Genomic DNA, 24,998 nt, shown 5'->3' with positions numbered 1-24,998 from the left:
CTTTTACTGGAAGGGCGCCGCGTTGGGGGGTTTTCGCCTCAGGTTTGTTGAAGCCCCCCGCGCCCGGCCGCCTGTCTTCGTCCGGGGGAGCAGATGGAGTCATGCCCCACGTGAGCCCAGCTTCAATGAAGACCGGATTCCCTCGGCTGGAAGGAGCTCAAAAGAAGGCCGGGGCGGCCGGCATGCCGAACGGACCTACACCCACGGCATGCCTCGCGCGGGCCATCCGGACTTGGACCGGAATCGGGTCCGGGGGCCCCTGCCGGAGGCCAAGGAGTGGTAAGCACGCGCCCCCTCCTTTCCTCTTCTCTTGCGAGAACGTACCGACATGCTCCTCCAGGGCAAGAAGCTGCTCATCACCGGCGTGCTCACCCCGCAGTCGCTGGCCTTCGGCATCGCCGAACACGCGCTGGCGCAGGGTGCGGAAATCATCCTCACCGGCTTTGGCCGGGCGAAGTCGCTCACGGAGCGCAGCGCGAAGCGGCTCAAGCCCGGCACGGAGGTGCTGGAGCTGGATGTGACGAACCCGGAGCACTTCCCGGCCCTGACGCAGACGCTGCGAGAGAAGTGGGGCCGCGTGGACGGTGTGCTGCACGCCATCGCGTACGCGCCGGAGGACGCGCTGGGCGGCAATTTCCTCAACACCCCGTGGGAGAGCGTGCAGACCGCGTTCCGCATTTCCGCCTTCTCCGTGAAGGAGTTGGCCATGGCGTGCGCGCCGCTGATGCCGCCGGGCAGCGCCATCGTCGCGCTGGACTTCGACAACCGGCAGGCGTGGCCCATCTACGACTGGATGGGCGTGTGCAAGGCGGCCATGGAGGCCACGGTGCGCTACCTGGCGCGCGACCTGGGCCCCAAGGGCATTCGCGTCAACGCGCTGGCCGCCGGCCCCCTGGCCACCATCGCCGCGAAGGGGATTCCGGGGTTCAAGGCTCTGGCGCAGTACTGGGGCAAGCAGGCGCCGCTGGGCTGGAGCGACAAGGACAGCCACGATCATGTGGCCAGGACGGCGTGCGCCATGCTGTCGGACTGGATGCCCAGCACGACGGGTGAAATGGTTCACGTGGACGGTGGTTATCACTCGGTGGGCGCGCCTCCGGTGGACACGGTGGAGGGGGCCGAAGGGGTCCTGGCGACCCCTACGCCCAAGGAGGGCTGATTCCTCCCAACCTTCCCGGAAAGACCCAACATTTGCCTGCCCGGCTTCCCGGCGGTCGGGGGCCCCCCGCTTCCGCCCATCGAAGCGCTCACGGTAGGATCACCCATGCAGCGCAGACCTCTCCGCACTTCGCGGAGCCTGTGCGAGGAGCCGTGGCACAGTGAGTACCAACGTCTTGCTGGTGGACGACAGCCCGACCGTCCGCAACATCCTCAAGATCTACCTGATGAACCTCAAGATCAGCATCGTGGAGGCGGAGGACGCGGCGCGCGCTCTCCAACTGCTGCGACTGGTGCCGGTGAGTCTGGTGATCGCCGACATCAACATGCCGAACATGGACGGCATCACCTTCGTGAAGGAGGTGCGCGCCAGTGCCCAGGCACAGGTGAAGAGCGTGCCCGTCATCCTGCTGACGGCGGAGAAGGGCGAGGACCTGCGCCAGCGCGGCACGGAGGCCGGGGCCAACGCGTTCATCAAGAAACCCGTTTCGCACGACGAGCTGACCAAGACGGTGTGTCAGTTCCTGAACAAGGTGTGATGCCGTGAGCCTGCCGTCCCTCCTGCTGGTCGACGACAGCGACGCCATCCTGGCGCTGGAGCGGGCCATCCTCTCCGGGCACTACACCATCCACACGGCCAGCAACGGGCGTGAGGCGCTGGAGAAGGTGGGCCGGCTGCGCCCGGCGGCGGTGCTGCTGGACCTGTCCATGCCGGAGATGGACGGCGACGAGGTGCTCCAGCGGATGAAGTCGGATGTCGCGACGACGGACATCCCGGTCATCATCATCTCGTCGGAGAAGCAGCGCGCGGAGGCGTGCCTGGGCCTGGGCGCGGAGGCGTTCCTGCCCAAGCCCTTCCGCGCGGATGAGCTGCTCAACCTCGTGGGCGAGGCCCTGGAGTCCGCGCGTCGCCGCTCGCGTTCGGGCGCCATGCTCGTCCTGCGCTTGTCGGTGGGCGAGCGCGAGTTCGCCGTGCCGCTGGACTCCGTGAAGGAGGTCCTGTTGCAGCCGGCGACGCGGCCGCTGCCCACGGGGCCGTCCTACCTGCGCGAATACGTGGAGCTGCGCGGCCATGCGGTGTGCGTGCTGGATGTGGCGCTGCGGCTGGGCGTGAAGCACCAGGTGGCCATCGCGGAGCGGATGCTGGTGGTCATCGAAGCCGAAGGGGTGTCGCTGGCGCTCACCGTGGACACCGTGCGGGATCCGGAGGAGTTCCAGGCCACGGAGATCGACCGGCGCGAGAAGGTGGGCGGCGCGGAGCACGGCCTGCTGCAAGAGGGACTGCTGGGCATGTTGCGCGTCGGTGGGCGCGCGCTGCCCATCCTGGATCCGAAGGTGTTCATCGCGCGGGGACTCCTGCGCGACCTGCCCGCGCTGCTCGCGCCGGTGGAGGAAGAGCGGAGCGCATGAGTGCAGGGCTCGACCCTCGGCTGCTGGCCCGCGCCCGGGAAGTGGTGGCGGACACCACTGGCTTTCGTGATGACGCCATCGCCCAGGAGGCGGTGGAACGCGTGCTGCGCGCGGAGCTGGCCCGGGGTCGCGTGCCCACGGAGGTCCTGAGCGAATTGCAGCAACTGGGCTCTCCCCTGGCCTACACGCTGGTGCGCGCGGTGCTGGTGGGGGAGACGTACTTCTTCCGCCAGCCGGAGCACTTCCGCTTCATCGCCACGGAGGGCGTGCCGTCCGCGCTGCGCCACGGCGCCATGCACCTGCGCGGCTGGAGCGCGGGCTGCGCCACCGGCGAGGAGGCGTACTCGCTGGCCGCGTGCCTGCTGGCGTGCGCGCCCCCGGGGATGCCGGTGGAGGTGGTGGGCACCGACCTGCACGAGGCCAGCCTGGAGGCCGCCCGGCGCGGCACCTACGGCGCGTGGTCCCGCCGCGAGTCCGCGCCCGCGCTGCACAGCGTCTACGAGCCCCACGGCGGGCGTCAGGTGTCCATCGTCCCGGAGGTGCGCAAGGTCACCCGCTTCGCGCCCGCGAACCTGCTGGCGCCGCTGCCGGAGCGCTTTGGCCTGTTCGACTTCATCCTCTGCCGCAACGTGCTCACGTACTTCTCGCCGTCCGCGCGCGACGCGGCCATCGGGCATCTGGCGCGCAGCCTGACGCCGGGGGGGCTGTTGTTCCTGGGCACGGTGGAGGTGGACCGCGGTCCGACAGGGCTGACGCGCGAAGGGCCTCCGGAGCTGCAGGCGTTCCGCAAACCCCGCGTTGAAGAGCGCACCTTCATGACGCTGCCCCCGCCGCAGCCGGCGGTCACCTCCCGCGTCACCCCGCCGCCGCGCCGGCTGTCAGCGCCGCTGCCGACCCCGCCCGCGCCGCCGCCGTCCCCGCCGCCGCCTCCCGCGCGACTGCACCTGCAGGCGCTGGAGCGCATAGAGGAAGGCAACGTGTCCGGAGCGACCGCGGTGCTGGAGCTGCTCGTGAAGCAGGCGCCGGACTACCTGCCGGGCCTGCTGGAGCTGGCGCTGTTGCGCGAGCGCGCCGGGGCCCGGGACGCGGCCTTCCCGTTGATGCGCGCCCTGCGCTCGCGGGCGGGACAACTGCCGCCGGACGAATTGGTGGATGGACCGGAGGCGCTGCCTGCGCGCTTCTATCTGGCGTCCGCTGACGCCTACCTGAATCTGGGGGCGCTGGAATGAAGGGGACGCCGCGGATGGTGGACGAGGCCCTGGAGGAGGAGACGCGCGATCTGCTCGCGCGCCGGGCCGCACGCCTGCGCGAGCAGGGCGAGTCGTCCGTGGAGGAGGCGGTCCACTGGATCGCCGAGTTCCCGCTGGGCGAGGAGCGCTACGCGCTGCCCCTGGAGTCGCTGCGGGCCGCGCTGCCCCTGCGCATGGTGACGCCCGTGCCGCTGTCGGAGCCCGCCGTCATCGGGGTGCTGAGATTCCAGGGCCAGGTGCTTTCCGCGCTGAGCCTCGCGTCGCTGCTGGGCGGTCACGGGTGGCGGCAGGACCCCGCCGTGCTGCTGGTGGTGGACCGGGGCGACGGCGAACTGTGCGCGCTGGACTGCGAGGCGATTCCGCGACCCACCACGTTGTCGCTCGCATCGGTGGAGGCCGCGCGGGTCCGGGCCGAGGGGCCGGTGATGGAGGTCTTCACCCACGACCGGTAGCTCATCCACCTCATCGACCCGAAGCGCCTCTTCTCCGTGCCGGATGCGGGGGTGCGCCATGGCCGTTGATCCGATGCTGCAGCCGTTGGTGGCGGGCTTCGCCATCGAGGCGCAGGAGGTCATCCAGAAGGTCACCATGGACCTGCTGGAGTTGGAGCGCGAGGGCCTGGAGAACGACGCGCTCGCGAAGATCTACATCCGGCTGGGCCGGCACCTGCACACGCTGAAGGGCAGCGCCGCGTCGCTGGGCCTCCAGGACCTGGGCGACATCGCCCACAAGCTGGAAGACGCGCTGGCGCCGCTGAAGGCCACCACGCAGAAGATGCCGCGCACGGTGGTGGACATCCTGCTGCACGGGCTGGACCTGTTCATGCTGCGCGCGCAGGCGCACGCGGATGGCCGGGGTGAATTGCTGCCGGACCCCGCCGCCGCGCTGGCCCAACTGGTCGCGGCCGCGCCGCCGCCGGAGGCCGCCGCCGCGCTGCCGGGTGGGGCCTTCGCGCAGGTGGTGCCCGTGCCTCAGACGTCCGTGGATACCGGCATGCAGGGCCTGTCGCAGGGCTCCGCGGGCGGGCCACCGACGCCGGACCACCAGGGCGAGTCGACGGACGCCGGCTGGCGCGTGAGCGCGCGGCAGGTGACGTCGCTGATGCGCGAGGTGGAGCGCCTCCGGGAAGTGCGCCTGCGGGTGGAGGAGCGCAGCCGCGAGCTGGAGCGGGTGTCCACGCTGCTCGCCAAGCAGGGCCTGCTGGCGGAGACGGCGGAGGCGCGCACGCTCCTGTCTGGCACGGGCCGTTCGCTGCGCACCGACGGCGAGGAGACAAGCGACATCGTGGACGCGCTGGAGGACGGCCTCAAGGCCATCACCACGCGCCCCACGCGCACCATCCTGGAGCCCCTGCAGCGCATGGTGCGCGACCTGTCGCGCCAGTTGGGCAAGGAGGCGCGGCTGTCGGTGGTGGGCGCGGAGGTGTCGTTGGACCGGCGCCTCCTGGAGAAGCTCCAGGGCGCGCTCGTGCACCTCTTGCGCAACGCGGTGGACCACGGCCTGGAGATGCCCTCCGAGCGCGAGAAGGCCGGCAAGCACCACGAGGGCGCGCTCACGCTGCGCGTGGAGCAGCAGGGCAACCTGCTCTACCTGGAGGCGTCCGACGACGGGCGCGGCATCGACCTGCAGGCGGTGCGCCGGGTGGCGGAGAAGCGCGGACTGGCGACGGCGGATGATCTCGTGCGCTTCAACGACAACCAGGTGCGCGACCTCATCTTCAGCGAGGGCTTCAGCACCCGCTCGGACGTGACGGACACCTCCGGGCGCGGCGTGGGCCTGGACGCGGTGCGCGCCACGGTGGAGTCCCTCCAGGGCCGCATCGAGGTGGCCAGCACTCGCGGGCAGGGCACGCGCTTCGTGCTCACGCTGCCGGTGGACCTGGGCAGCTCTCCGGTGCTGATGGTTCGCGTGTTGGAGCAGTTCGTGGGCCTGCCCATGTTGGCGGTGGAGTCCACGCAGTTGGCGCGCGCGGATTCGCTGCGCCTGGGCAAGCGCCGGGCGCACCTGGAGCACCTGGGCCAGTTGTTGCCGGTGGTGGACCTGGGCGCGCGGCTGGGCCTGCGCGCGTCGACGCCTCCCGCCGAAGGCCAGCCGCTGCTCATCGTCCAGAGCGGTGGCAAGCGCGTGGCCCTGGTGGTGGACGCGGTGGTGGGGGACCGGGACCTGGTCATCCGCCCGCTGCCCTCGGAGGTGCGCGACGTGGCGGCCTGGCAGGGCGCTGCGACGCTCAGCCGCGGCGAGCTGCTGCTCATCCTCCGGCCGGACTGGGTGGTGTCGGATTCGGAGAAGGTGACCGTGTCGGCGGGCAGCCGGCGGGCGCTGGTGGTGGACGACTCGCTCACCGCGAGAGCGCTGCACCGGGCCAGCCTGGAGGCCGGCGGCTTCCAGGTGCACCTGGCGGCCAGCGGACCCCGGGCGCTGGAGCGGCTGGCCGCGGACACCTATGACGTCGTCATCTGCGACCTGGACATGGAAGAGATGGACGGCACGGAGCTCATCGCGCGGCTGCGCGAGAAGAAGGAGACGCGCACGTTGCCGGTCATCCTGGTGTCCGCGCACGACAGCCCGTCCGCGCGCGAGCGGGGGCTGGAGTCCGGCGCGGATGGCTTCTTGAGCAAGCGCGAATGCGCCGCGGGCCGCCTGCTCGCTGAAGTGCTGGACGTGATGAGCCGCCGCGGGAGCCGCGCTTGAGCATGAAGAAGATTCGCGTGCTCGTGGTGGACGACTCGCCCACCATGGCCAGCACGCTCACCGCCCTCCTCACGGAGGAGCCTCGCATCGAAGTCGTGGGCCGCGCGGCGGACGGCAACCGCGCCGTGCAGCTCGCGCGCCTGTTGCGTCCGGACGTCATCACCATGGACCTGCTCCTGCCCGGCCTGGACGGCCCGGCGGCCATCGGCCACATCATGTCCCAGGCGCCCGCGCGCATCCTGGTCGTGAGCGCCGTGGCGGAGCAGCGGGGCGTGGACCTGGGCTTTCAAGCGATGAGCGCCGGGGCGCTGGAGCTCATCGGCAAGCCCAACGTCACCAACGCGGACGAGCTGCGCAAGTGGGGCCGGGAGCTGGCCCACTCGGTGTGCCTGATGGCGGAGGTGCCCGTCATCTCCCGCCGTCCGCGCGCCGCGCCGCCCCTGCCCATGCCCACCGGGGCGCGGGTGGATGTCTTCGGCCTGGTGGCCTCCACGGGCGGTCCTCCCGCGCTGGCGGAGGTGCTCTCCAAGCTGCCCAAGGACCTGCCGGTGCCGGTGCTCATCGCCCAGCACATCACGGTGGGCTTCACGCAGGGCATGGTGCGCTGGCTGTCGCAGGTGTGCTCGCTCAACGTCACCATGGCGCGCGACGGTGAGCAGCTACAGCCGGGCCGGGTGTACTTCCCGCTGGATGGCCATGACCTGCTGGTGGACAGCGCGGGGCTGGCCCGGCTGCAGCGCACCCAGGGCGGACCGTGCCCCAACGGGGACGTGCTCCTGCACTCGCTGGCGGCGGCGTATGGCCGGCGCTGTGGCGGCGGCGTCCTCACCGGCATGGGCGAGGACGGCGCGCGGGGCCTGCTGGCCATCCGCACCGCCGGGGGCGTCACCTTCGCGCAGGACGAGGCGTCGAGCGTCGTCTACGGCATGCCGCGCGCCGCGCTGGAGCTGAAGGCCACCGACGGTGGGGTGCCCCTGACGGCGGTGGCGGACCTCATCCTCCAGAGCTGCCAGCGGCCGACGTTCCGGCCTGGCCGCCCGCCGGATGGCGGCTTGCGATGATTCCCCCGCGCCCGTCGCCAGGAATCCGCGGGCCCGTGCGTTGTCCCTGTCGGCTGTCGCCCGACGGCCGGCCGTCTGAACGCGTTGTCCAGGGAGTGCTCCCGTGAAGCCGACCCCTTCGCTCGACGTCTCCTTCCTGCGGGGGCTCGGGCTCGCGCCGAAGTTCGTGCTCGTCACGGCGGTCATCAGCGCCACCGTGGCCGTGCTCCTCACCTTCATCGCGACCAGCCAGTTGGAATCCAACCTGGAGGAGCGCCACATCATCGAAGGGGAGGCCGTGGCGCTGGGCCTGTCCATCGCCGCGGAGCAGGGCATGGCCGCGCGCATGCCGTCGCTCCAGCCCCTGCTGCAGCCGTTCATGGGGCGCGAGGACCTGGCGTACCTCTTCATCCAGGAGCCGGGCGGCAAGGTGGTGGTGCACACCTTCAATGGCGCCTTCCCGGAGGCGCTGAAGGTCGCCACCGAGGCCCCGGCCGTGGTGGGCAAGGATGGCCTGCGCGTCATCCCCGAGGTGCGCTTGCAGCGGGGCGGCCGGACCCTGGTGGGCCTGGACGTGGCGGCGCCGGTGGCGCAGGGGCGGCTGGGCACCGTGCACGTGGGCATGGCGCGCGAATACATCGACGCGAAGGTGGAGGTGCTGCGCTGGCGGATGCTGCTGTTCGCGCTGCTGCTGGAGCTGTGCGGCGTCGTGGTGGCGGCGCTGTTCGGCCGGAGCATCGTGCGGCCCCTGGCGGAGCTCACGTCGGTGGCGGGCCACATCGTGGAGTCCGGAGACCTCACCCGGCCCATCACCATCCGGGGCAAGGACGAGGTGGGACGGCTGTCCAATTCCTTCTCGCAGATGGTGGGCAAGCTGCGCGAGGTGACCATCAACCTCCAGCACGCGGCCACCGCGCTCACGCAGTCCACCGAGCACCTCAACGCGTCCTCCACGGAGCAGGCGCAGACCATCTCGCGCCAGGCCGCCGCGCTGCAGGAAACGCAGGTGACGGCGCAGGAAATCAAGCAGACCTCCACGCTGGCCGCGCAGAAGGCGGAGAGCGTGCTCAGCGTGGCCGAGCGCGCCGACACCCTGGCCAAGGCGGGCGAGGCCTCCATCGAGCAGACGATGGCGGGCCTCAACGACATCCGCGCGCAGGTGGGGGAGATCGCGGAGAAGATCCTCGAACTGGGCGAGCGCACGCGTCAGATTGGCGGCATCACCCAGACGGTGAAGGACCTGGCGGACCAGTCCAACATGCTCGCGCTCAACGCGGCCATTGAGGCGGTGCGCTCAGGTGAGCACGGCAAGGGCTTCAGCGTCGTGGCCCGTGAAATCCGCGCGCTGGCGGACCAGTCCATCCAGGCCACCACGCGGGTGCGGGAGCTGCTGGACGACATCGCCAACTCCGTCACCGCCGCGGTGCGCATCACCGAGCGCGGCGCGGAGCGCATGGAGGCAGGCCTGGAGCAGGTGCGCACCAGCGGGCAGAACCTGCGTGAGCTGTCCTCCATCGTCCAGGACAACGCCGCCGCCGTCCGGCAGATCGCCGCCGCGGTGAACCAGCAGAACGTGGGCATCAATCAAATCACCCTCGCGGTGAATGATTTGTCCCGGATGATGGACGACACCGTGGCCCGCATCGGATCCACCGGGGAGGCGGCCACCACGCTTCAAATCATCTCCGAACAGCTCTCCAACGCCGTGGGCGCGTACAAGGTGGAGTCGAAGAAGGGGTAGCCGTCCCGACTTCCGGAAACACGAAGGCCCCGAGTTCCTTTTCGCAAGGGAGCCCGGGGCCTCGGTGTTTCCAACGGTCAGCGCGCTTAAGCGGGGACGGCCACGGCGGACTCGGTGACGAGCTTCAGCGCGTCGTCCACCACGTCGAAGCGGGCGATGCCGCCGCCCTTGAGGGCGCCGAACAGCAGGGCCTCCGCGAGCTGCTTCTTGATGGTGTTGTCCACCAGCCGGGCCATGGGGCGCGCGCCGAAGGCCGGGTCGTAGCCGTGTTCCGCCAGCCACGCATAAGCCGCCTGCGTGAGCTCCAGCTTGACCTTCTTCTCGTCGAGCACCTTCTGGAGCAGCCGCACTTCCTTGTGCACCACCTTGAGGATGATGTCCGCGGGCAGGCCGGAGAAGAGAATCCATCCGTCCAGCCGGTTGCGGAACTCCGGCGTGAAGGTGCGCTCGATGGCCTTCTTCGCCCGCGAGCCGTCCACCACCACCTGGCTGTCACCGAAGCCCATGGCCTTGGTGCTCATCTCCTGCGCGCCTGCGTTCGTGGTCAGGATGAGGATGATGTTGCGGAAGTCCGCCTTGCGACCGTTGTTGTCGGTGAGCGTCGCGTGGTCCATCACCTGGAGCAGGATGTTGAAGAGGTCCGGGTGGGCCTTCTCGATTTCATCCAGCACGAGCACCGCGTACGGGTGCTTGCGCACGGAGTCCGTGAGCAGGCCACCCTGGTCGAAGCCCACGTAGCCCGGGGGCGCTCCGATGAGCCGGCTCACCGTGTGCTTCTCCGAGTACTCGCTCATGTCGAAGCGCAGGAACTCCACGCCCAGGCTTACCGCCAGCTGCTTCGCCAGCTCCGTCTTGCCCACGCCCGTGGGGCCGGAGAAGAGGAAGCTGCCAATGGGCTTCTCCGGCGCACGCAGGCCGGAGCGCGACAGCTTGATGGCGCTGACCATCTCTTCAATGGCCTTGTCCTGGCCGAAGATGACGCCCTTGAGCTCCTTGTCGAGGTTCTGGATCTGCACGCCCTCGCTGGCGGACACGCTCTTGGCCGGAATCTTCGCCATCTTGGAGACGACCTGCTCCACGTCGTGCGCGCTGACGATGCCGGTGCGCACGCCGTCCGGCTTCAGCCGCTCGGCCGCGCCCGACTCGTCAATGACGTCGATGGCCTTGTCCGGCAGGAACCGGTCGTTGATGTGCTTGGCCGCCAGCTCCGCCGCCGCCTGGAGCGCACCCTCGCCGTACTTCACGTGGTGGTGCTCCTCGTAGCGGCTGCGCAGGCCCTCCAGGACCTTGATGGTGTCCTCCACGCTGGGCTCGTCCACTTCAATCTTCTGGAAGCGGCGGGACAGCGCGCGGTCGCGCTCGAAGGACGCCTTGAACTCCTGGAACGTCGTGGACCCGATGCAGCGCAACCGGCCTGACGCCAGCGCGGGCTTGAGCAGGTTGGACGCGTCCATGGACCCGCCGCTCGTGGCGCCGGCACCGACGATGGTGTGGATCTCGTCGATGAAGAGGATGGCGTCCGGCAGCTCCTGCAACGCCTTGAGCACGCCCTTGAGGCGCTCCTCGAACTGGCCGCGGAACTTGGTGCCCGCGAGCAGCGCGCCCATGTCCAGCGAGTAGACGACCGCATCCTTCAGCGCGGCCGGCACGCGGCCTTCGGTGATGTGGAGCGCCAGGCCCTCCGCGATGGCCGTCTTGCCCACGCCGGCCTCACCCACGTAGAGCGGGTTGTTCTTGCGGCGGCGGCAGAGCACCTGGATGGTGCGCTCCAGCTCCTTGTCGCGGCCGATGAGCGGATCGATGCGGCCCGCCTTCGCCTCCACGTTGAGCTGCACGGCGTACGCTTCCAGCGGACTCTTGCGCGAGGACTCGCCGTCCTCGTCATCCCCGGCGGGCGCGGCGCGGCTGTCGGTGGCCCCGTCGGACTCGCCGTCCTTGCTGATGCCGTGGGAGATGAAGTTGAGCAGGTCCAGGCGGGTGACGCCCTCCTGCTGGAGCAGGAAGAGCGCCTGGCTCTCCTCCTCGCGGAACATGGCGACCAGCACGTCGCCCCCGTCGATGTACTTCTGTTCGGCGGACAGGGCGTGCATGGCGGCGCGGTGGAGCACGCGCTCCACGCCGATGGTCTGCTGGGGCTCGGCGTCCACGTCGTCGGGCAGCCGTTCGACCGTCTCCTCCAGGAAGGAGGTCAGGTTCTCCTGCAGGCGCTTGACGTTGGCGCCACAGGCCTTGAGCACCTCGCGGGTGCGCGAGTCACGGGTGAGGGCCAGGAGCAGGTGCTCCAGCGTCAGGTATTCGTGGCGCATCTTCCGCGCCTCGTCGAGCGCGGTGCGGAAGCTGGCCTGCAACTCTTTGGCAATCGATGGTCCTGCCACGGTTCAGCCTTCCTCGGGTTCCATGGACAGCCGCAGGGGGAACCCGTTGTCCCGCGCCGCGGCCTCCACTGTCTTGAGCTTCGTATCGGCGACGTCGTAGGTATAAACGCCCGCCACTCCGATGCCGTTGAAATGAACGTGCATCATGATCTGCACGGCATCCGTCTCCGACTTGTGGAAGATCTCCTTGAGCACGGCCACCACGAACTCCCGCGTGGTGTAGTTGTCGTTGTGCAGGAGGACCTTGTAGAGCGTCGGCCTCTTCAGCTTCTGCTTGGGGACGGCCTCCGTGACGACCTGGCCGTCATCATGTTGGTGCTTCTGCGCCATGGGCTTGCGGACTCCCTTGCCTTCGCTTCGCGAACCTGTGGCGGGCCTTTGAGATGACTCAGATGAGAAACCTCAGACCCGCTCCTTGAATCCCGTCTCCGCCCACCAGAGCGGCAGGCCGCTTTCGACGGCCGCCCGCTCGTGCGCCAGGAAGCCGCGCACCGCCCGGTCCATCCCGGGGTGGAGGAAGAGATGCGCACTGTACGTGAGGTGCGGCTCGAATCCCCGGGTGAGCTTGTGCTCTCCCCCGGCCCCTGGCTCGAAGCGCTCCAGCCCCCGCGCGATGCACGCCGCCACCGGTTGGTAGAGGCAGACGTTGAAGTGCAGGAACGGGTGCTCCTCGAGCGCTCCCCAATAACGACCGAACAGCGTGCGCGGCCCGATGAAATTGAACGCGCCCGCCACCCGCCGGCCTTCCCGCCACGCCTCCACGAACTCACACCGGTGCCGGAAGCGTCCGAGCAGCCGGGCGAAGAAGTCCGGGGTCAGCGACCGCACACCCCACGGGTAGCGGTCCACCGTCGTCACATAGAGCCGGTACGCGCTCGCCGGGTCCAGCTCCTCCAGCGCCTCGCCCCGCAGGGTGCGGAAGGTGATGCCCTGGGCCTCCGGGGCAGCCACCTCGCGCTTGAGCTGGTGGCGCCGCTTGGAGTGGAAGCGGGCAAGGAAGTCGTCGAACGTCCGGTAGCCCGCGTTGGTCCACTGGTACTGCACCCCCAGGCGCACGACGTAGCCCTGGGCCTCCAGCACCGGCAGCTCCTCCGGGGTGGGGAAGAGGACGTGGATGCTGGAGAGCCCCTCGGCGCGGGCGTACTCCAGGGCGGCGTCGTACAGCTCCGCCTCGCGCGACGGGCGGTCCTCACCGGGGGCTACCAGCACGCGGCGGCCGGTGGCGGGGGTGAAGGGCACGGCGAGCACCAGCTTGGGGTAGTAGCGCAGGCCGGCGCGTTCGGCGGCGGTGGCCCAGGCGGCGTCGAAGACGAACTCCCCGTGGCTGTCGTCCTTCAGGTACGCGGGCGCGGCGGCCACCAGCCGGGAGCCCCTCCAAAGGGTGAAGTGGCGGGGGTGCCAGCCGCGCTCGGGCACCACGGTGCCGCTCTCCTCCAGGGCGGCCAGGAAGGCCCACTCGAGGAAGGGCATGGAGCCTGGGTCCACCAGCGCGTCCCAGGCCGTCTGGGGGACGTCGGTGATGGACGTGAGCAGGCGCAGCGTGGTGGGAAGCGTGGCGGACATGGCGGGCCGAGCCCCAGCCTATAACGTCGGGTGCCGCCTGCCGCCACGCCTGCCCGGCAGGGTCTATTTGCCGCGCGTCAGCTCCGTGGCGAGGAAGCCCGCGACCTCCGCGAGCCCCGCGGCGGCGCGCTTGCGGCCCTCGTCGGATTCCATCACCCGGCGCGCGGCGTCGCTGGCGGTGCCGGCCTCCAGGTCCACCATCACCAGGAAGGCGCTCCAGCCGGGCGTCGCGGGCGCGACCTTGCCCGGGCGCTGGGGCCGGTCGCCCAGGGTGGCGGCCACCTTCTCCAGCAGCCCATCCTCGGTGAGACGTTTTGTCTTGCCGAGCATCTGGGTCCACGTGGCTTCCAGCAGGGCCGTCAGCAGGCGTCCGGAGAGCGCGGTGGAGAGGCGCTGGGCGGATTCCTCGGCGTCCAGGCGGTGGGCCTCGGCGTAGGTGGGGCCCAGCTTGGCCACCACCACGGCCCGGGTGGCGAGGTGGGCAAGGCGCGGCGGGAAGGCGGACATGGGGGGAGACCTCGCCAGCGGGGAAGGGTAGGGAAGGACGGTCCCGGCTTTTTTTTTAGACCCGAAGCAGGGGACCCGGTGTCTTACATCGGAAAGAAGCTCCGGGCCGCATCCGGAGTGAATGGAACGCGCGGCGCGTTTGCCTGACAGCCGGACAGGTTGCTATGGGGCCCGGCGCGCCTTAGAGGAAGCAGACTTTCGTAGGGAGAACAGAATGTCCGTGAACATCCAGCTCGAGTGGACCCCCAACCCCAGCACGTTGAAGTACGTGGTGGACCGCAAGTTGCTGGCCGGTGGCGCCGTGAACTTCACCAACCGGGGTGAGGCGGAGGCCAAGTCGCCCCTGGCGCTGCGGCTGATGGACATCCAGGGCGTCACCGCGGTGATGCTCGGCACCAACTTCGTCACCGTGACGAAGGGCGACTCCGGTGAGTGGGACGAACTCAACGACTCCGTGATGTCCACGCTGGACACGCACCTCACCGAAGGCCTGCCCGTGGTGGACGAGGCCGCGCTCGCGGCGTCGCGTCAGACGTCTTCGCAGGAAGGCTCCGTGGAGCAGCGCATCCAGACCATCCTGGACGATGAGATCCGTCCCGCGGTGGCCCAGGACGGCGGCGACATCACGTTGGATCGCTTCGAGGACGGCATCGTCTACCTGCACATGAAGGGCTCGTGCGCGGGCTGCCCGTCGTCCACCGCGACGCTGAAGATGGGCATCGAAGGCCGCCTGCGTGAGGCCATCCCGGAAGTGATGGAAGTGGTGTCCGTCTGAGACGCAACGTCAAGGCGCCGCAGGTCCGCAAGGAGCTGCTGCCGGACCAGTCCCAGGCCCTGCTGCGAGAGCTGCACCTGCTCACGCGCGAAGGCCACCTCAACGCGGACGCGCTGCGCAAGCTCAAGCAGGTCAACCACCTGGTGGGCCTGTTGCGCCCCGCGATGGACGACGTGCAGGCCCGCCACCCGAGCCCGCTCGTGGTGGACGCCGGCAGCGGCAACGCCTACCTGGGCTTCGTCGTCTACGAGCTGTTCCTCAAGGACGCGCAGGCCGGGGAGCTGCTCTCCATCGAAGGTCGCCCGGAGCTGACCGAACGGGCGAAGGGCCGCGCGGAGCGGCTGCACTTCGACCGGATGCGCTTCCAGACGGCGCACATCGACGCGGCCGAGTACCCCGAGCGCATCCACGTGCTGATGGCGCTGCACGCGTGCGACACCGCCACGGATGACGCGCTGGTGGCCGCCATCAAGCACGGCGCGGACCACGTGGCGGTGGTGCCGTGCTGTCAGGCGGAGGTGGCCGCGCAGTTGAAGGAGAAGCGCGCGAAGGGGCCCGGCTCCATGTCGCTGCTCTTCCACCACCCGATGCACCGGCGCGAGTTCGGCTCGCACCTGACGAACGTCATCCGCGCGCTGACGCTGGAGTCGTTCGGCTATCAGGTGACGGTGACGGAGCTGACGGGCTGGGAGCACTCGCTGAAGAACGAGCTCATCCTCGGGCGGCGCGTGCACGGGGACAACCGGCGCGCGAAGCTCCAGCTCCAGGCGCTGCTGGCGGAGACGGGCGTGCAGCCCCGGCTGACGCGCCTGCTGGGCATCACCCCCGCGACGACGGGGACGGTGCCGGCGGAGCTGTCAGAAGGTCCAGAAGTGGAACCCGTGGTGGATCCAGGGCCGGAGTCGGGTGAACGTCAGGCGTGAGGCTTTCCCGCCGTGAATGAGGCGGGAGCTTCTGTCGGGAAGGGGCATGGCCTTGGAGCTGGACGACTGGGGCGGCACGGGACCGCTCTTGCACTTCGCCTGTGCGAACGGCTTTCCCCCGGAGACGTACCGGAAGCTCTTCGCGCGGCTGGCGACGCGCTACCACGTGGTGTCGCTGCGCACGCGGCCGCTGATTCCGGACGAGGATCCGAAGCGGCTCACGACCTGGCGCGAGCTGGGCGACGACCTCGCGCGCGAGCTCAAGGTGCGGGGCCGCTCGGGCGTGCTGGGTGTGGGCCACAGCGTGGGCGGGGCGAGCACGCTGATGGCGTCCGCCGCGAACCCCGGCCTGTTCCGCGCGGTGGTGGCGTTGGATCCGGTGCTCATCACCGGGCCCCGCGCGTGGGCGGTGCGCCTGATGAAGCTGTTGGGCCGCATGGACCGCGCCGCCATCGTGCAGGGCGCGCTGCGCAGGCGGGACCGGTGGCCGTCGCGCCAGGAGGCCGCCGACGCGTACCGTGAGCGAAAGCTGTTTCGTGATTGGGACGCGGACTGCTTCAACGACTACATCACCCATGGCCTGGTGCCGACGCCGGAGGGTGACTTCAAGCTGCGCATCCCACGCGAGTGGGAGGCCCGCATCTTCGAGACCTTCCCCGCGGACCCCTGGAAGCTCATCCGCGCCAACGCCGCGCCGACGCTGGTGCTGCGCGGGGAAAAATCGGACGCGCTCCTGCCCGCGGCGCTGGCCAGGGTGGAGCGCGAACTGCCGCTGGCGAAGTGCGACGTGCTGCCGCTCGCGGCCCACCTGTTCCCGCTGGAGCAGCCACGCGAGACGGCCGAGCGCATCCTCGCGTTCCTGGAGAACCTGCCCCCGGAGAAATGAACAGCGGGCGGTCCTCCGCGAAGAGAGACCGCCCGCCGTGTTGCTGCTGCTGTGTCGCGTGAGGACTACCGCGACAGGGCGATGTCGCCGGGCAGGCCCCACTGCACGCCGCCGAACTGGGCGTTGTACCAGGTGCCCACCACCGGCCTCCAGACGATGTACTCGTCGGTGCCGTCCAGGTTGGTGTCACCGAAGCGCGGGATGTCGCCGGGCAGGCCCCACTGCGCGGTGGCCGTGCCGCCGCCGTGGATGTTCTTCGTGGTGAAGATGCCCGTGGTCGGGTTCCACACCGCCAGGTTCCACTGGTTGGACGCCTTGTAGGGCACGGGCACGTCGCTCCAGGTGCCCAGGGTGTGGACGGCGGAGGTGCCGCTGAAGAAGCGGATGATCCACTGGCCGGTGGACGGCCGGTACACCGTGAGGTCCTCGTAGCCGTCGCCGTCGAAGTCGCGCGCGATGGGCACATCCCCCGACGCGCCCCAGTTGAAGACGGAGTACGTGCCGTTGGCGTAGCGGATGATCCACTGGCCCTCGGTGGTGCCACCGACGTACGGGGGACGGTAGACGGCGAACTCCGCCTTCTTGTCGCCCGTGAAGTCCAGGGGCACCGGGATGTCACCCAGCATGCCCCACTGCGTGGACTGCGTGGTGCCGTCCCACTTGCGGACCAGCCACGTGCCGGTGCTCGGCCGCCACACGATGAGCTCCGCGCGGGCGTCCGCCGTCACGTCCGCGGGCACCGGGATGTCACCCTGCTGGCCCCACTGGATGGACTGGGTCAGGCCGGTGGAGGAGAAGCGGATGTTCCACACGCCGGTGCTCGGCCGCCACACCGCGTAGTCGCTGCGGCCGTCGCCGTCGAAGTCCGTGGAGTGCATGGCCGGGTAGCGGTTCTGCATGTGGGAGATCTGCTTGCGCAGGTCCGGGCGCGGTCCAATCTTCCCGCCGGTCGCCTGGGGCGTGCCGTCGCGGCGCAAGAGGTCGCGCATCTCCTTCGGGTGGTAGTGGCCGCCGTAGCGCAGGTACATCACGCCGGACAGCGCCACCGTGGCGCTGGTGACGATGGGCGACGCGCCGGACGTGCCGGAGAAGGTGGCCGTGTAGAAGAGGTTTTCGCCCTCGGCGGAGTACTTGTCGCCGTAGCCGGTGGTGACGATCTTGAAGTCGCCTTCGGCCTGCGTGTCCACGCGGCTGCCGTAGGTGGAGAAGAACGCCTTGTTGCGCGTGAGCTTCTCACCCGCGCCCACGATGATGGCGCCCGAGTCCTTCGTCGCGTCGGTGGCGCTGAAGTAGCCACCGAAGGCCGCGAGGTCCAGGTTGCAGTTTCCGTTGCCACCAGCCGCCACGACGATGCGCCCGTTGGCGGTGGCGACCTTGACGGCGTCGCGCACGGCGGGGACGTACTCGGCGGGGACATAGTCCGCGTTGGCGCCGGAGGCACTGACGAGGCCGTCGCCGTTGCAGTCGATGTTGGAGGCCGCCTGCATCTCCAGCAGGATGACGGCGCCCGCCCAGAACTGGTTGGACGCCGCGTAGATGGCGGAGGCGCGGTTGTAGCCGGTGGTGGGCCACTCGGTGGACAGCCGCACGGCGGAGCCGTTCACCAGGCCCGTGGTGCCGAAGGCGTTGGTGTCACTGCTGAGCACGCCAATCACGGACGTGCCGTGGTTGCGGTTGTCGAGCACCGCCGCGCTGGCGTGGGGCTGGCCGTTGACGAGCACCGCCCCCGTCAACTGGGTGAGGTCCTGGTGCCAGTAGTTCCACGAGTACTCGGCGTCGGTGTAGCCCCAGCCGTTGCCGTAGGCGTTGTAGAAGTTGCCCCGCAGCCAGTCCGTGTCGATGCCGATGGGCGCGGCCTCGCCGTAGTCCTGGTCCGCCACATAGCTGACGGCCAGCATGCCGGAGGGGCCGAGCGCGGGTGTGGCCACCGCCTTGGGCGGGGGCGGCGCTTCGTTCAGCAGCGTCCGGGCGCCCTCACCACGCTCCCAGGACAGCAGGTGCTCCGGCGTGGGCCAGTCCATGCGCGCGTGCTCACGCCAGTAGGCCTCGAAGTCCTCCGCGCTCCGGGAGTCCATGTCCGCGGAGCGCACGGGCAGGGGTGACGGATAGGCCACCTCCACCACGTCCAGCGCGTTGAGCGCGTTGATGACGTCCGCGACCGCCTGGTCCGAACCCGCGTCCACGTACACGTAGAACCAGAGGTTCGGATCCGGCAGCTCCGTGCCCGAGCCGCGCTCGCCCTGGGCCTTGAGCAGGGCGGCGGTGTCCTCGGTGAAGGGGTGCATCTTCATCGCCGCGGAGCGACGGGCGCCGCGCAGCGTGGCGCGCACCCGGTCCAGCTCCGCGATGGCCGCCGCGCCACGGGCCTGGGTGGCGTCCAGCGCCAGCTCACCACCGCGCGAACGCATGCCGCTGCCTTCGCGGAACTTCACCTCGATGCGGTTGCGGAACGCGGTCTGGAGGTCCTCCGCGCGCACCGTGCGCTTGAGCGATGCATGCGAGCCGCGCGGCTTGAGCGTCGCGGAGGCCAGCGACGCCGGGGCACCCTGGGGGTGTCCACCCCGGTCCACGTTCGCTGCGGCCGCGTTCGTCGCGGCGGTACACGTCATCACGACCAGCGCCAGCTTCAGGGGCTGGGCCTTCGCCTTCTTCATGGGGGTGTGCTCCTGGGGGCCGCGCTCCTGCCGAGCCGGCTACTCCCAGGACGTCATGGCCCGGAGATATTCACGGGAAATCGGTTATACGGACATTTCCTGGATGCTACGGACGCGGAGCATCACCCGTAGGCTTCGCGCTTGATGCGCTTGTCCGGGATGTCCAGCCCGTGCAGGTGGCCCAGGACGGCCTCCATGAAGCGCGGCGTCGCGGGGGTGCGCGTCTCCAACGCCTTGCGTCGATCCCACGGGGTGATAGCGGGGCCGCACACGTAGACGAGGCAGGTGTCGCGGTCAGGCAGCAGCTCGTGCAGCAGCGCTTCGTTGACGCGGCCCTTGCGCACGTGGGGGCCGTACTTCGCTTCGTCCGTCTCACGCGTGAGGGTGTGCACCACGCGCACGCGATCGGGCGCGGAGCGCTCCAGGGCGGCCAGCTCCTCGCGGTAGAGGATGTCGCCCCAGGTCTTGTTGGACGCGAGGAAGGTGTGGCGCAGCTTCAGCCCCCGGTGCAGCGCGTCCTTCACCATGGCGAAGTTGGGCACCGCGCCAGAGCCCGCGACCAGGTGCAGCACGTGGTCCGTCTTCTCCGTCACGTCGTCGGGCAGGACGTACGGGCCCATGAAGCCCGTGACCTTGATGCGCGCGCCGGTGAGGCGGCCGTGCACGAGCAGCGGCGACAAGAGGGGCGGGTAGCGGGTGACGCCGGAGATGAACTCCTCGTCCTTCACCGTGATGGCCACGTGGGGCTCATGCGGCGCGGAGGCGAGCGAGTACGAGCGCGCCGGCTCCTTGCGCCCCTTCTGCTCCTGGAGGTACGCGCACTGGTGGGCGATGGCCGGGAACTGGTGCGGGTCGATGTTGAGGAACTGGCCCGCCTTGTAGTCGAGTTGTCCCGGCCCCAGGTCGAGGAGCAGGGTCGCCGTGTCGTGCGTCTCCATGCGCACGGCGGTGATGGTGGCCTCGTACTCGACGGGCTTCCTGGCGCGAGAGGGCGTGGCTTCGACGCTCATGGGGCTTCCCATAACACGCGGGGTGCGGCCCGCGCGGCGGTGGGGACCACGCCCGCACTCCATTTTTCCTCCCGCCCGGAACAAGGGGGAGGGGTGGGCGTTGGCTGGAGGACGGATGGGCGGGCGGGCAGGGGTAGGCTTCAGGAAGGGCGCTGACCGACCCTGGCGGGCAGGACTACATCTTCAGATGGACGTGCATCCGTTCCGCCCCGTGTCGCGTGGGGGGAATCCGGAAAGGAAGTGGGCCGGCGCGTGCTTCGAGTTCTCTTCTTCCTGATGTCGCTCCTGCCGCGCACGCCGCGTCGGCACGTCGTGCGCGGGCTGATGCACGCGGTGTGGGGCACGCTGTCCCACGCGAAGGTGTACGGCCTGAAGGACGTGCCGCCGGGGCCCTGCCTCTTCATCTCCAACCACCTGTCCAACGCGGACGGCTTCACGCTCTACCGCGCCTTCCGCCCCCGGCAGGTCGTCTTCCTGGCCGGCGTGAAGCTGCACGGCACGGTGATGACGCGGCTGGCGGCGGAGACGATGGACACCATCGACATCACGCCGAACTCGCCGGACATCGAAGCGCTGCGCCGCTGCGTGGAGCTGCTCAAGGGCGGCCAGTCGGTGCTCATCTTCCCGGAAGGGGGGCGCAGCCGCTCCGCGGGCCTGTTGCAGGCGAAGAAGGGCGTGGGCCTCATCGCCAAGCGCGCCGGGGTGCCCATCGTGCCGGTGGCGCTGACGGGGACCCAGAAGCTGATGCCCATCAACGACTCCGACATGGGTGGCGAGCGGCTCTTTCACGCCAACGTCACCGTGACGTTCGGTCCCGCCTTCCTCATGGCGGACCTGGAGCCGGAGGTCGCCGGGGCGTCGGACGCGCGCCAGGCGCTGGTGGACGCGATGATGCGTCGGGTGGCCGCGCTGCTGCCGCCGGAGTACCAGGGCGTCTACGCCGCTCACCCGGAGCCGGTGGAAGCCCCCGCGTCGCCGCCCGCCTCCGCGCCGCCGTCCGCGTAGGCGGCCCCGAAACGAAGACGGCCACGCGGGCGACAGGTGCCCGCGCGGCCGTGTGCTTCAAGTCCTTCACCCCACGGCTACTGGAGGAACGCCTTCTTCACCTCGGTGAGGAGGGGGTTGGCGCCCGTCGCGCGGTCGATGCAGCCCTGGTTGATGGTCCAGATGATGGTGCCGCCGTAGCCGTTGGCCTTCGCGTACTGGCCCTTGGCCTGGATGGCCTCCGGACCGTCGTACGTAATCCAGCGCACGGTGCCGTCCTCCACGGGCGTGTTGAACGTGACGTAGTTGGCCTGCGCCGCCGCGTCCCACTTGAGGGTGCCCGTCTTGGAGAGTTCGAGGATCTTCTTGTACGTGAAGGAGTTGTCCCCGCCCACGTAGTCGGACCAGTTGGTGAACGACTGGCGCGGGCCGGTGATGTTGCGCCACGCCAGGCCGTAGAACGGGATGCCCATGCCCAGCTTCTCCTTGGGGATGCCCGCGTTCACCCAGGCCTTGAGGCTGGACTCCACCGACGTGGGATGGGTGCCGGACTCGCCCTTCAGCGCGGACGTGAACCACGACTCCCACCCGTCCCAGACGCCAATCATCTCGTAGGACATGATGTTGACCTGATCCATGTAGGCCGCCAGCTGCGGGTACCACTTGAGCTCCGCGTCGGCGCTGAAGTTGTTGTTGATCCACCCGATGGGGAACGTCATCAGCATGTTGGGCCGCAGTTGACGCAGCCGCTGCACGAGCGCGAGCAGGTTGGGCTTGTCCGCCTCCTCCACCGGCTCCCAGTCGATGTCGAGCCCGTCGTAGCCGTGGTCGTCCATCACCTTGAGCAGGTTCGCGACGAACTTCTCCCGGTTCGCCGGGGTGGCCGCGCCCACCCAGCCAGCGTGCTCGCCCGCGCCGCCCACCATGATGATGGCCTTGCGTCCCGCCGCGTGCGCGCGCGTGGACAGGGTCTTCGCCATGGCGGAGCCGTTGGAGTTGTCGAAGATGGCGTTGACGGTGCCGTTCGCGTTCGGCGTCACGCGCCCGACGATGATGTGCGTGAGCGCGCTGAAGTCCACCTTCTCCGGCGGGTAGTCATCCGCGTTCCAGCCCGTGTAGTAGCCGGACACCCACTTGTTGGTGGTGCCCACGGGGCCCGTGACGGTGATGTCCGCGATGGCCTTCTTCGTCGGGTCCGCGCTGCTCGTCGCGACGACGTGGTAGCCGCCCCCCGTCTGCGGCGCGGTGTACGTGCCGCTGGAGGTGACGCTGCCGCCCGTGGAGCCCTCCTGCACGGCCCAGGTGACGGCCGTGTTGGTGGCCCCCGTCACCTTCGCGGTGAAGGTCTGCACGCCGCCGCGCGCCAGCGTGACGCTCGCGGGCGTGACGGTGATGCTCACGCCGGTGGGCGCCGTGCGTGTGCCGGACACCGCGGACGAACGGGCGCTCTCGCCGACGGCGTTCAGCGCCGTGACGGCGTACCAGTACGTCGTGCCGCTGACCGCGCCGGTGTCGTTGTACGACGCGGACGTGACGGGGGACGACGTGAGCTTCGTGTACGTGCCCGACTGCGAGGACGCGCGGTGGACGTGGTAGCCCGTGGCGCCCGTCACCGTGCCCCACGTGAGCGCGACGTCGGTGGTGGAGCCCGTGGCCTTCAGGCCGGTGGGCGCGGACGGCGCGGTCGTGCTCGCCGCGAGCCGCACGTTGTCGAAGTACACCGTGGGCAGGCTCCTGCCCGCGTTCTCCATCAGCACGAAGCCGGTGAGGTTCCCGCTCGCCGCGCCCAGCGTGGCCAGGGGCACGCGGCACTGCGTCCACACGTTGGCCTTGATGCTGCCACCCACGCAAGACGGGTTGAGCGTCACGGGCGTCTTCTGCGACGTGCCCACGGTCGCGTAGACCGCGAGGGCGGGGTTGTTCGTCGCGCCCGGGTTCACCTGCAACTCCACGAAGCCGAAGCCCGTGGTGGGGACGCCCGCGTGGTTCAGGTACACGCCCGTCCACGGCTTGAACGTGGCGGAGAGGGAGCGGGTGCCGGCGAACACGGGCCGTGTCGCCGCGAGGCTGTGCGTCGCCCAGGACCAGTCCTGCCAGCCGGAACCCAGTGCGTCGTCGTACAGGGTGGTCGCGCTCGCGAGCGCGTCCTCGGTTGCCACCAGCGAGTCATCATCGCCCGCGGTGGAGGTGAAGTCCGGAGCACCGCCACAGCCGGCGTGCACCGCGCTCAACGCCACGAGGAACCCCATGAGCTGCCTTCTCAAGTCTGCTCCTGCCTCGCCAGGTGAAACAGGCGGTGTCGGAGGAACGGCATCCCTGCTCGCGGCGCGTGGCAGGAAATTCCCCCGGCCGCCTTGGAGTCGCGCCGGAAGTGGCGGACGCACGAAGGGGACCTGGCGATCGAGGCCTAGAGACACCGCGATCGCCGGTCGGCGTTCAAGCCATGGGGTGGGGTGTTTGGGTACGTCGCACGGATGCCAGGCCGGTGCGCGAACGGACTCGCGGGCGGCCGGTGCGCGAATGAAACGCGCCTGGTGTCAGTGCGAAGGGGCGGGCCCTTCCCACTCCTGGAGGCGCTGCATGCGCGCCTCCAGGGGGAGGGACTCCACGCCGCTACACGTGGGAATTCAATCCTGCATCAACGCTGCATTTCACTTCTTCTCGGCCGACGCCATGAACGTCCACGCGCTGCCTTCGCCGGACAGGTACGTGCGGAAGTGGTTCTCCCCGGAGCGGAAGAGCGAGGTCTTCTTGAGCTGCGCGTGCAGTTCGGGCAGGTGGTAGTAGGGCACCGACGGGAACAGGTGATGGGACAGGTGGTAGCCGGCGTTGAAGGGCGCGATGAAGAAGCGCTCGAACCAGGTGGGTGACTCCACGTCCCGCGTCTCGTGCGTCTCATCCGGCGTGGCCGGCGTGAAGGGGTGCTCCACCACCGCGCGGATGCGGAAGGCCACCATCATCAACGTGAGCGACGGCACCGACCACAAGAGCAGGTAGTGCAGCCATCCGCCGGTGAGGGTGAGGAACGCCACCAGTCCCAGCATCCACAGCGTGTAGCGCACCTTCTCCGCGCCCGACGGCGGCGGCCCGCCCTTGCCCATCATCCGGCCCGTGAAGGACCAGGGGATCATGATCTTCAAATGGGAGAGGGTGAAGACGCCCACCATGTCCCCCAGCAGCACGCTCGCGGCGCCCCAGCGTGTTCGAGGGAAGATCCATGCGCTGTCGCGCTGCGCTGTGCGCCAGTAGGGGTCCTTGGGTGTGTTGACGTACCGGTGGTGCTCCGCGTGCTCCTTGCGGTAGCCCGCCGTGGTGATGTTCATGGGAAACGCGCACAGCACGTCCGCCAGGAAGTCGTTCGCGAACCGGTTCGTCAGCAGGTGATGGTGCGACGCCTCGTGCACCAGACTCAGGAGCGCGTGCTGCCGGGTGGAGATGAACACCGCGGCCACCAACCACGCCCACCACTGGTCCACCTGGACCGTGAACGCCACCGACAGCCCGATGATGATCCACTGGCGCGCCACCGCCCACATTCCGCGAGCGTTGGCCACCACCGACAGCTCCCTCACGGCGGCGGTCAGCGACCGGCGCTCGAACGTGCGAGAGGTGACCGCTTCCGAGTCATCCAGGGACAACGGTTCCGGAATGGCAAGCATTGGGGACAGGCCTCCAGCCGGGCGCAAGCGCTCTGGCCGGAGGCAGGAGGGACCTTCCCTCCAACCCAAGGCGACCCCCTGCCGCGCACCCCGGTCCATGTGGGACTACACCGCCTGGGCGGTAATAATCTCATACCACAGTAATGGTGAGGTCGGAAATACCCGCCCAATCTTACAGTCAGGACGGACGGGAAAAGGTAGCGGACCCCGGTGCCAGGCAAGTGTTGGGTGGTGCCTGGTCGGAAGCCCTCCAGGGGGCCTTGCGCCCGGGAAGCCCGTGGGTGTCGGCCTTTTGGACGGTGCGCAGGGAGTGTTGTCCGTACACTGGGTTCGAACGCCCTTTCCGCGTCCCGCGGCCCCAGGAAAGGACGG

General features: G+C 69.7%; 20 protein-coding genes. 12 read left to right on the top strand and 8 right to left on the bottom strand.

Going from position 1 to position 24,998, the window contains the following annotated elements; all coding sequences use genetic code 11:
- The first annotated feature begins 328 nt into the window (after positions 1–328).
- From fabI to OV208_RS19470, 8 genes are all read left to right on the top strand, one after another.
- Positions 329–1,159, top strand: a complete 831-nt coding sequence (gene fabI, locus OV208_RS19505; protein WP_267575346.1) for an enoyl-ACP reductase FabI — start codon at positions 329–331, stop codon at positions 1,157–1,159.
- A gap of 160 nt (positions 1,160–1,319) precedes the next feature.
- Positions 1,320–1,697: a response regulator gene (locus OV208_RS19500; protein ID WP_267575345.1), complete on the top strand. Its 378-nt coding sequence runs from the start codon at positions 1,320–1,322 to the stop codon at positions 1,695–1,697.
- Positions 1,698–1,701: 4 nt separating this feature from the next.
- Entirely contained in the window at positions 1,702–2,568 is an 867-nt protein-coding gene (locus OV208_RS19495; protein WP_120545334.1) for a response regulator, read from the top strand.
- Complete coding sequence (locus OV208_RS19490) at positions 2,565–3,797, top strand: CheR family methyltransferase (protein WP_267575344.1); 1,233 nt, start codon at positions 2,565–2,567, stop codon at positions 3,795–3,797. The genes OV208_RS19495 and OV208_RS19490 overlap by 4 nt, the downstream gene beginning before the upstream one ends.
- A complete protein-coding gene (locus OV208_RS19485; protein ID WP_267575343.1) occupies positions 3,794–4,270 on the top strand; it encodes a chemotaxis protein CheW in 477 nt (158 codons plus the stop codon). The genes OV208_RS19490 and OV208_RS19485 overlap by 4 nt, the downstream gene beginning before the upstream one ends.
- Before the next feature lie 58 nt (positions 4,271–4,328).
- Complete coding sequence (locus tag OV208_RS19480) at positions 4,329–6,509, top strand: hybrid sensor histidine kinase/response regulator (RefSeq protein ID WP_267575342.1); 2,181 nt, start codon at positions 4,329–4,331, stop codon at positions 6,507–6,509.
- A 2-nt stretch (positions 6,510–6,511) separates the two neighbouring features.
- On the top strand, positions 6,512–7,570 hold the full coding sequence (locus OV208_RS19475; protein ID WP_420715030.1) for a chemotaxis protein CheB: 1,059 nt from the start codon (positions 6,512–6,514) through the stop codon (positions 7,568–7,570).
- A gap of 103 nt (positions 7,571–7,673) precedes the next feature.
- Positions 7,674–9,290, top strand: a complete 1,617-nt coding sequence (locus OV208_RS19470; RefSeq protein WP_267575340.1) for a methyl-accepting chemotaxis protein — start codon at positions 7,674–7,676, stop codon at positions 9,288–9,290.
- An 86-nt stretch (positions 9,291–9,376) separates the two neighbouring features.
- Here the strand turns inward: OV208_RS19470 and clpA are convergent, their stop codons facing one another.
- From clpA to OV208_RS19450, 4 genes are all read right to left on the bottom strand, one after another.
- A complete protein-coding gene (gene clpA / locus OV208_RS19465) occupies positions 9,377–11,665 on the bottom strand; it encodes an ATP-dependent Clp protease ATP-binding subunit ClpA (RefSeq protein WP_267575339.1) in 2,289 nt (762 codons plus the stop codon).
- 3 nt (positions 11,666–11,668) lie between these two features.
- Complete coding sequence (locus tag OV208_RS19460) at positions 11,669–11,995, bottom strand: ATP-dependent Clp protease adaptor ClpS (RefSeq protein ID WP_267575338.1); 327 nt, start codon at positions 11,993–11,995, stop codon at positions 11,669–11,671.
- A gap of 72 nt (positions 11,996–12,067) precedes the next feature.
- On the bottom strand, positions 12,068–13,228 hold the full coding sequence (locus OV208_RS19455; protein ID WP_267575337.1) for a GNAT family N-acetyltransferase: 1,161 nt from the start codon (positions 13,226–13,228) through the stop codon (positions 12,068–12,070).
- 63 nt (positions 13,229–13,291) lie between these two features.
- A complete protein-coding gene (locus tag OV208_RS19450) occupies positions 13,292–13,735 on the bottom strand; it encodes a hypothetical protein (protein ID WP_267575336.1) in 444 nt (147 codons plus the stop codon).
- A 214-nt stretch (positions 13,736–13,949) separates the two neighbouring features.
- Between OV208_RS19450 and OV208_RS19445 the strand changes: the two genes are divergently transcribed.
- Genes OV208_RS19445 through OV208_RS19435 form a run of 3 tightly spaced genes read left to right on the top strand, consistent with a single transcriptional unit; the run spans position 13,950 to position 16,319 of the window.
- Positions 13,950–14,510, top strand: a complete 561-nt coding sequence (locus OV208_RS19445; protein ID WP_267575335.1) for a NifU family protein — start codon at positions 13,950–13,952, stop codon at positions 14,508–14,510.
- Positions 14,507–15,433, top strand: coding sequence for a class I SAM-dependent methyltransferase (locus OV208_RS19440; protein ID WP_420715033.1), 927 nt, complete (start codon positions 14,507–14,509; stop codon positions 15,431–15,433). Before OV208_RS19445 ends, OV208_RS19440 begins: the two co-directional genes overlap by 4 nt.
- 46 nt (positions 15,434–15,479) lie before the next feature.
- Positions 15,480–16,319 (top strand): alpha/beta fold hydrolase, encoded by an 840-nt coding sequence (locus OV208_RS19435; protein WP_267575334.1) that lies wholly within the window; start codon positions 15,480–15,482, stop codon positions 16,317–16,319.
- A 65-nt stretch (positions 16,320–16,384) separates the two neighbouring features.
- On the opposite strand, the gene OV208_RS19430 is transcribed toward OV208_RS19435, so the two are convergent.
- The gene (locus OV208_RS19430; RefSeq protein WP_267575333.1) at positions 16,385–18,973 is read right to left on the bottom strand and encodes a S8 family serine peptidase; all 2,589 of its coding nucleotides are present in this window, start codon (positions 18,971–18,973) and stop codon (positions 16,385–16,387) included.
- Between the two features lie 122 nt (positions 18,974–19,095).
- Positions 19,096–19,983: an oxidoreductase gene (locus OV208_RS19425; protein ID WP_267575332.1), complete on the bottom strand. Its 888-nt coding sequence runs from the start codon at positions 19,981–19,983 to the stop codon at positions 19,096–19,098.
- A 252-nt stretch (positions 19,984–20,235) separates the two neighbouring features.
- Between OV208_RS19425 and OV208_RS19420 the strand changes: the two genes are divergently transcribed.
- Positions 20,236–20,988 (top strand): lysophospholipid acyltransferase family protein, encoded by a 753-nt coding sequence (locus OV208_RS19420; protein WP_267575331.1) that lies wholly within the window; start codon positions 20,236–20,238, stop codon positions 20,986–20,988.
- 77 nt (positions 20,989–21,065) lie between these two features.
- On the opposite strand, the gene OV208_RS19415 is transcribed toward OV208_RS19420, so the two are convergent.
- Both OV208_RS19415 and OV208_RS19410 read right to left on the bottom strand, forming a co-directional pair.
- A complete protein-coding gene (locus tag OV208_RS19415) occupies positions 21,066–23,231 on the bottom strand; it encodes a glycosyl hydrolase family 18 protein (RefSeq protein ID WP_267575330.1) in 2,166 nt (721 codons plus the stop codon).
- Between the two features lie 387 nt (positions 23,232–23,618).
- On the bottom strand, positions 23,619–24,626 hold the full coding sequence (locus tag OV208_RS19410; protein ID WP_267575329.1) for a fatty acid desaturase family protein: 1,008 nt from the start codon (positions 24,624–24,626) through the stop codon (positions 23,619–23,621).
- Between the last annotated feature and the right edge of the window lie 372 nt (positions 24,627–24,998).

Origin of the sequence: Corallococcus sp. bb12-1, assembly GCF_026626765.1 — a bacterium.
GTDB classification, from domain to species: domain Bacteria; phylum Myxococcota; class Myxococcia; order Myxococcales; family Myxococcaceae; genus Corallococcus; species Corallococcus terminator.
This window is presented reverse-complemented; position numbering and strand designations above follow the sequence as displayed.

What these genes read in the sequence shown, in the direction of transcription:
- OV208_RS19445 (WP_267575335.1), top strand. Translation starts at nt 13,950, where the DNA reads ATGTCCGTGAACATCCAGCTCGAGTGGACCCCCAACCCCAGCACGTTG.
- OV208_RS19450 (WP_267575336.1), bottom strand. Translation starts at nt 13,735, where the DNA reads ATGTCCGCCTTCCCGCCGCGCCTTGCCCACCTCGCCACCCGGGCCGTG.
- OV208_RS19435 (WP_267575334.1), top strand. Translation starts at nt 15,480, where the DNA reads ATGGCCTTGGAGCTGGACGACTGGGGCGGCACGGGACCGCTCTTGCAC.
- OV208_RS19430 (WP_267575333.1), bottom strand. Translation starts at nt 18,973, where the DNA reads ATGAAGAAGGCGAAGGCCCAGCCCCTGAAGCTGGCGCTGGTCGTGATG.
- OV208_RS19480 (WP_267575342.1), top strand. Translation starts at nt 4,329, where the DNA reads ATGGCCGTTGATCCGATGCTGCAGCCGTTGGTGGCGGGCTTCGCCATC.
- OV208_RS19485 (WP_267575343.1), top strand. Translation starts at nt 3,794, where the DNA reads ATGAAGGGGACGCCGCGGATGGTGGACGAGGCCCTGGAGGAGGAGACG.
- OV208_RS19410 (WP_267575329.1), bottom strand. Translation starts at nt 24,626, where the DNA reads ATGCTTGCCATTCCGGAACCGTTGTCCCTGGATGACTCGGAAGCGGTC.
- OV208_RS19460 (WP_267575338.1), bottom strand. Translation starts at nt 11,995, where the DNA reads ATGGCGCAGAAGCACCAACATGATGACGGCCAGGTCGTCACGGAGGCC.
- OV208_RS19455 (WP_267575337.1), bottom strand. Translation starts at nt 13,228, where the DNA reads ATGTCCGCCACGCTTCCCACCACGCTGCGCCTGCTCACGTCCATCACC.
- OV208_RS19425 (WP_267575332.1), bottom strand. Translation starts at nt 19,983, where the DNA reads ATGAGCGTCGAAGCCACGCCCTCTCGCGCCAGGAAGCCCGTCGAGTAC.
- fabI (WP_267575346.1), top strand. Translation starts at nt 329, where the DNA reads ATGCTCCTCCAGGGCAAGAAGCTGCTCATCACCGGCGTGCTCACCCCG.
- OV208_RS19475 (WP_420715030.1), top strand. Translation starts at nt 6,512, where the DNA reads ATGAAGAAGATTCGCGTGCTCGTGGTGGACGACTCGCCCACCATGGCC.
- OV208_RS19490 (WP_267575344.1), top strand. Translation starts at nt 2,565, where the DNA reads ATGAGTGCAGGGCTCGACCCTCGGCTGCTGGCCCGCGCCCGGGAAGTG.